This is a genomic window from Paenibacillus sp. Y280, from assembly GCF_056786335.1.
Genome location: NZ_JBXCIW010000010.1, coordinates 184,309 through 190,529, shown reverse-complemented (window position 1 = coordinate 190,529; position 6,221 = coordinate 184,309). Strand labels below are relative to the sequence as shown.

At 48.7% G+C, this 6,221-nt stretch carries 5 protein-coding genes, 4 tRNA genes and 1 rRNA gene; 8 read left to right on the top strand and 2 right to left on the bottom strand.

Annotated elements, in window-relative coordinates; translation table 11 throughout:
• The 6 genes from AC1TPC_RS15410 to AC1TPC_RS15385 form a co-directional block, all read left to right on the top strand.
• A 23S ribosomal RNA gene (locus AC1TPC_RS15410) occupies nt 1–114 on the top strand; the annotation flags it as partial.
• Between the two features lie 118 nt (nt 115–232).
• Nucleotides 233–309 (top strand) — tRNA-Met (locus AC1TPC_RS15405).
• A 40-nt stretch (nt 310–349) separates the two neighbouring features.
• Nucleotides 350–426: transfer RNA gene (locus AC1TPC_RS15400), tRNA-Asp, on the top strand.
• 30 nt (nt 427–456) lie between these two features.
• Nucleotides 457–531 (top strand) — tRNA-Gln (locus AC1TPC_RS15395).
• 7 nt (nt 532–538) lie between these two features.
• Nucleotides 539–613, top strand: a tRNA-Gly gene (locus AC1TPC_RS15390).
• Between the two features lie 81 nt (nt 614–694).
• Nucleotides 695–1,288, top strand: a complete 594-nt coding sequence (locus tag AC1TPC_RS15385; protein ID WP_482067700.1) for a P-loop nucleotide/nucleoside kinase family protein — start codon at nt 695–697, stop codon at nt 1,286–1,288.
• Between the two features lie 12 nt (nt 1,289–1,300).
• On the opposite strand, the gene AC1TPC_RS15380 is transcribed toward AC1TPC_RS15385, so the two are convergent.
• Both AC1TPC_RS15380 and AC1TPC_RS15375 read right to left on the bottom strand, forming a co-directional pair.
• Entirely contained in the window at nt 1,301–2,683 is a 1,383-nt protein-coding gene (locus AC1TPC_RS15380) for a DUF5808 domain-containing protein (protein WP_482067699.1), read from the bottom strand.
• Between the two features lie 10 nt (nt 2,684–2,693).
• The gene (locus tag AC1TPC_RS15375; RefSeq protein ID WP_482067698.1) at nt 2,694–3,089 is read right to left on the bottom strand and encodes a GntR family transcriptional regulator; all 396 of its coding nucleotides are present in this window, start codon (nt 3,087–3,089) and stop codon (nt 2,694–2,696) included.
• 196 nt (nt 3,090–3,285) lie between these two features.
• On the opposite strand from AC1TPC_RS15375, the gene AC1TPC_RS15370 reads away from it, so the two are divergent.
• A complete protein-coding gene (locus tag AC1TPC_RS15370; protein WP_482067697.1) occupies nt 3,286–4,290 on the top strand; it encodes a Gfo/Idh/MocA family protein in 1,005 nt (334 codons plus the stop codon).
• A gap of 304 nt (nt 4,291–4,594) precedes the next feature.
• Nucleotides 4,595–6,013, top strand: a complete 1,419-nt coding sequence (locus tag AC1TPC_RS15365) for an RtcB family protein (RefSeq protein WP_482067696.1) — start codon at nt 4,595–4,597, stop codon at nt 6,011–6,013.
• The last annotated feature ends 208 nt before the right edge of the window (nt 6,014–6,221 follow it).

Sequence of the window (6,221 nt, the reverse complement as noted above, 5' to 3'; positions counted from 1 at the left end):
ATGAGATTTCCCAGTATGTAAGACCCCTTGAAGACGACGAGGTTGATAGGTTCGGGGTGGAAGCACAGCAATGTGTGTAGCTGACGAATACTAATCGGTCGAGGGCTTATCCTAAAATCGTTTGCTGTGACCCATACATCCGGCAGACACAGTTAAAGAGGTTTTCAGCAAACCTAATCTTTCGTATCCAGTTTTCAGGGCGCAATTTGTTCTGACTATATGCTTGTATTGACGCGGGGTGGAGCAGCCCGGTAGCTCGTCGGGCTCATAACCCGAAGGCCGCAGGTTCAAATCCTGCCCCCGCAACCAAACCAAGGTTTCACCTTCGGATTTATCCGAGCTTACATATGGAGCTGTGGTGTAGTGGCCCAACATGCCTGCCTGTCACGCAGGAGACCGCGGGTTCGAATCCCGTCAGCTCCGCCATTTTAACTAAAAAGCACGAAAAATAGATGTTGGGGATTAGCCAAGCGGTAAGGCAACGGACTTTGACTCCGTCATTCTCAGGTTCGATCCCTGAATCCCCAGCCATTCATTTGCGGAAGTGGCTCAGCGGTAGAGCATCGCCTTGCCAAGGCGAGGGTCGCGGGTTCGATTCCCGTCTTCCGCTCCAATTAACACATCCAAAACACCTTGCGCTGCGAGGTGTTTTTTTGTTATGTATAAGAGAATACGGTTGATGAGGGAGGTTGCCATGCGTAAATTAGTATTTTTTGTAGGAGGAGCTGGAGCAGGCAAGACGACGCTCGCGAAGGCAGTAGCGAAGAGGAGAGGCGTGGCCATTCTCGATATGGATACGGTGCTGCGGCCGGCTGCTGTGGCACTCATGACGCAAACTGGTCTTGATCCGAGCGACCGGGACTCCATCGCCTACAAAACGCTTTGCCGAAATTTAGGCTACCGGATTACGATGGATGCTGCGCTAGAGAACATCGCTAATGACGGGGATATTTTCGTTATTGGACCCTTTACGAAGGAAACGGAAACCCCGCATTGGATCGAGCAGGAGCTCGATGCAATCGGGGCCTCGTTATTGGATGTTGATGTGAAAGTTGTATTCGTCTATCTGCGGGATGATAAGCTCCATTTCGATCGAATCGTTCAGAGAGGCTCAGCTTTGGACCAGTACAAGTTGGACAACTGGAATGAGTTTAGCCGTTCATTAGTTAGAAGAGAGCTGAAATGGAATGTTCCAGCGTCTTCCGTTCTTTATTTTGACAACTCCAATGGACTGGATGATCAATCGCTTGCAGAGCTGGAGCGGTTCGTATACGGTGGCTCCTCCTAGCATGCAGCCTTGTTAAGGCTTGCGAGCAGCGAGCTCATCGTAGAGCGCTTGAGTCTTAGCGGCGTCCTTCTCATTAAAAATAACGTATAGATCGTCCAGCTGGACGAAAATGTACGGCGGTGAGTTTTTGAATACATATAGCTTGGCTGCTCCGAGCTTCTCTAATGAGAAGTTGCCCCTTGCATATTCGGCCGTTGCCGTGCCATTTGTTCGGAATCCGCTAGGGAGCTCGTTCTCGAGCGTCAGCCCCTTCACAGCGCTCATATCAAAGCTGTAATCGTACAACGGGTATTCGATCGAAACGTTGCCGCTCTCTTCAATCGTGAGCGCTGGGGACGTATGGTCGGACTGCACGGCAAACGCGGCAAGCGGGATGATGATAACAAGAGCAAGAACGATCCCGCCGTATTGAATCCATTTGCCGCCACGGGTGGCCATGTTGACAGTCGTCCCGATGCCGATGCGTTTTGGCACCATGACCGCTTTATCATCCGGGTTAAAATAGGTGGAGCCGTTGATCCAATAGGCATCATCATCGCTTAGAATGCCCTCGCCATCGGTCTCCGCCAGACTCACCTCTAAAGCACGCACCTTATTATGTACGAAGAATATGATGCCGAGCGGAACCAGCGACACCATGATGATTCCAATGATCCACTGGGTAAAACTGAGGAAGCTTCCCTGCGTCAAAATCGTATATGCGACAAAGGCGTTGATGCTCTCAAAAATAGCGAGGCTAGGCCATAGAATGGACCAATAGCGCCTTGCTGCGCAGTTGATAGCGGCATTAATATCGTGATTTTCACTATACTCTTTCGTCTTCATATTGCCGAAAGCGGTGTATATGGCGTATAAAATAACGGTCATTGCAAGCGACACGAATCCGGTCATTTTTAAGAGCGTGTCTGATTTAATAAAGGACAAAATAATGGGGACGATGGATAAGAGAGCGGGAATCAAGAACCAATAAGGAGAAGCAAGCGTTGATTTTTTCAAAAGCGATACTTTGGTATCGATGCGGATAATCCGTTTTTCTCCGACAAACCATTGCTTTTCGCGTTTGAGGGCTGCGGCTTTATGATGGGTTTTGTTAAAGGGAAGCTTTGACGAATAAAGAAAAGCGGCAAACCAAAGAAACATATAGCTGAGGGCTAATGAGAAGTATTCGCCTATCAGGAAGAATGGCGCAAAGGTAATCAACACGATGATCCCGTATATGGCGTACGCTTTTTTGTATTCGGACTGCAGCTGCTTGATCGCGGCATCCTCAAGAGCATCTGAAGGAAGTGTCACGCCGAATAAAATATGGTTGCTTGGTTGTGCTTGCTTCAGAAACATCACCATAATGAGGATATAAACGATTGCGGCTGGAATGATCAAAAAAAGATTGTTCATGAAAACACTCCTATTCTGGCAGGGGATGTTGTTTGCTGGCTGCGGCAGTAAAGATGTTGGAGCAAATTTGCATAAATTCCTCTCGTCCTACACCCTTCAGGCTGGCCTCCGAAATGACAAGCTTTAATTCACGCTCAAGCTTCTGGATGAAGTCGGCTTGCTTGCCCCATATCGTAGACACTTTGGCGCCATGTCTTCGATCAATGGATATGAACCCCTCGTTTTTCAAAATGGCATAAGCTTTGTTCACCGTCATCGCATTAACGCCTAAATCATCGGCGAGCTGCCTTACGGTTGGCAATTTCTCGCCATACTCAAGCCCGCCTACGCCAATGCCGATGACGATTTGGTTGCGGAGCTGGACGTAGATCGGTATTTCGCTGTTGTAATCAAGCTTCAAAATCATCGGATCACCCCATCTAACAAAGTATTATTTGTATTAGAAATACTAATACATATCATCCGGGTTGTCAAAAATTTAAGCGGCTTATCTTGGACACGCAAACCCTAAAATAGCTATAATAAGCAGAAGCGAATTTTCTTATCCAATGATTAAAAGCCTAAAGCTTTCATCTAATAAATGACCGCAAGGAGAGACCTTAATGACGACCACCATACGATTTGGCATTATCGGAACGAACTGGATTACCGAGCAATTTATCGATGCGGCAAGAGAGGTTGAAGGTTTTAAGCTTTCGGCCGTCTATTCGCGCTCATCAGAAACGGCAGAAGCCTTCGCAGCGAAGCATGGCATTGCTGCTGCCTATACGGACATAGAGGAGATGGCGGCTAGCGGACAGATCGATGCGATCTATATTGCGAGCCCTAACTCGTTCCATGCCGGACAAGCGATTGCTTGCATGAATCATGGGATACATGTGCTCTGTGAGAAGCCAATCGCTTCAAACGCCTATGAGCTGCGTCAAATGATTGCCGCAGCCAAGGAAAACGGCGTACTTCTGATGGAGGCGCTCAAGTCGACGCTGCTTCCGAGCTTCAAGGCGGTGCAGGACAATCTGCATAAGCTTGGAGAGGTACGGCGCTATTTTGCAAACTATTGCCAATACTCCTCGAGATACGATGCTTACAAGGCCGGTACGGTGCTTAACGCCTTTAATCCGGTATTCTCCAATGGAGCGCTAATGGATCTTGGCATTTACTGCATCTATCCGCTTGCAGCATTGTTCGGCAAGCCGGACGCGATTAAAGCAACGGGCGTTATGCTCGAATCCGGTGTTGACGGCGAAGGCAGTATCGTGCTGCAATATGCAAGCATGGATGCGGTTATTATGTATTCGAAAATTACCCACTCCTCGCTGCCATCCGAAATCCAAGGGGAAAGCGGAAGCATCGTTATCGATAAAATCAGCGAGCCAGGGAAGATTGAGATCAAGTACCGCAGTGGATCGACAGAAGACATTTCACAGCCAACAATCAGCAAATCGATGTATTACGAGGCGAAGGAATTCATCGAGCTTATTAAAGCAGGACGTACGGAGTCTTCTGTAAATACTTTTGAAAACTCGCTAGTGACGATGGAAATTATGGATGAGGCGCGTAAGCAAATCGGACTTGTATACCCGGCGGATGCAGCGGTGTCCAAATAAGGAAAACGACAAGTTTTATTGGAAAAATTCTAAAAAGGTTGACAGATGCTGGGTGACGGGCGTATTATGATGTAAATCAAATGAAGGGAGGCCGATGAACATGCACGAACAAAATTTAGCATTTAACGCAGCTTCAAATAGCAAGTCCATTTCACCGGCCTCTGCGGGCCCTGTGACTGTTTTCTAAAATTTGCACCTGTAACGGCAAGCAAGGTTTAGGAAACAAAGGCGCAAGTAAAGCCATGGACATGTTGAGGTCCATGGCTTTTTTGTGTTCATTTGAATGTAAGGAGTTTTAACAACCATGAAAGAAACCTATTATCAAAAAGTTCAGCTGCCCTCGGGGCAGGTGCATGTTTATGCAGGACCGGAGTTATTCGCGTCCTTAGATTATAAAGTGTTTGAAATGGCGAACAACAATTTGCAAATTCCGAATCAAGTTTATATGAGCTATACACCTGACGTTCATGTCGGTGTAGGCACTTGCATCGGGACAACTGCGGTGTGGAACACAAGCGACGGCTTCGTATCACCCTCGATCGTAGGCAGCGACATTGGCTGCGGGATGCGCGTACAGCTTACGAATCTCCATAAGGACGATTTGAAGGAGGTAAAGCTGCGCCGAAAGCTGGTGAGAGCGATTGAGAAGTTTTTGCCGGTGGAGGAGCATGCTAGAGGCTATTTCTCGGATATTAGACTCGAGAATGTGGTGAAGAAAGGGCTGCACGGCTTGCCGAAAAAATATATTCCCGATGCTTACACGCCGCGCAAAGCAACCTCCTTAACCCATGTGGAGAGCAGCCGTTTTTATTTTGACGAAGAGGTGCTGGATAAGTTTCCGGAGGCCGTTTGGCATCGTGCGCATCGCCAGCTTGGTACGCTTGGGGGCGGCAATCACTTTGTCGAGATTCAAGCGGTTGAAATTGCCGAGGAAAATCGGGAAATCGCAGAGGCATGGGGGTTATACGACGGTCAGGTCGTCATTATGATCCATTCCGGCTCGCGTGCCTGGGGCGGCGCGGTCAGTCAATACTGCAGCACCGATATCGCCAAAATGATGCGTCATGAAGGTATCGGCACCGCTGATCCTAAGCTGCTTTACGCTCCGCTTTCCCATCCGCTTGGGCAAACCTATGTGAATCTCATGTACTCCGCGCTCAACTATGCGGTCGTGAACCGTCATTTGATCGCTTATGCAGTCCGCGAGGCGGGCAAGGATGTATTTGGCTCCAAATTCGAGCTAAGGACGTTGTATGATCTCATGCATAACTATGCGTGGGAGGAAGAGCAGGATGAGCAAGCGTACTTCGTTCATCGCAAAGGTGCGACAAGAGCGCTCCCGGCGGGACATCCGGACAATCCAGAGCCGTACCGCAGTACAGGGCATCCCGCACTTATTCCCGGCTCGATGGGAACCGCTTCGTATATGATGGTCGGCAGCCCGGAAGGGAAAGCAAATCATTATTCCATCTGTCATGGTGCTGGGCGCATACGCTCACGCAACGCGACGAAGCAGCTGGTATCCGTAGAAGAGGTAGTCGCTGCGATGCGCGTAGGGACAGATGATGAAATTGTTGTGAATCAGCGCTCTATGGAATCGCTGGTCGATGAATCGCCGCAGGCATACAAGGATGTTGATCAAATTATTGAGAGCGTCGTAGGCGCGGGGCTTGCGCAGGTTGTTGCGAAGTGCAAGCCGCTTGCTGCAGTAAAAGGAGTTTAACAAAAAGGTATTGAGGGGGTCCGAGGAGAATGGTTAACAATCAACTAGAAAATCAGCCATTAAATGGGAGTAAACGGATTAACTATTTCCACTCCAAAAGTGAATATTGCTTCTCATCGGACCCATTGTACGGAAGTTGAAGGGAGGCGTGTGCGGGCTTCACGTTAGCCGCATCGCCAGCTATTCATCATGACTGACCATGGACGAT

What these genes read in the sequence shown, in the direction of transcription:
- AC1TPC_RS15385 (WP_482067700.1), top strand. Translation starts at nt 695, where the DNA reads ATGCGTAAATTAGTATTTTTTGTAGGAGGAGCTGGAGCAGGCAAGACG.
- AC1TPC_RS15380 (WP_482067699.1), bottom strand. Translation starts at nt 2,683, where the DNA reads ATGAACAATCTTTTTTTGATCATTCCAGCCGCAATCGTTTATATCCTC.
- AC1TPC_RS15375 (WP_482067698.1), bottom strand. Translation starts at nt 3,089, where the DNA reads ATGATTTTGAAGCTTGATTACAACAGCGAAATACCGATCTACGTCCAG.
- AC1TPC_RS15370 (WP_482067697.1), top strand. Translation starts at nt 3,286, where the DNA reads ATGACGACCACCATACGATTTGGCATTATCGGAACGAACTGGATTACC.
- AC1TPC_RS15365 (WP_482067696.1), top strand. Translation starts at nt 4,595, where the DNA reads ATGAAAGAAACCTATTATCAAAAAGTTCAGCTGCCCTCGGGGCAGGTG.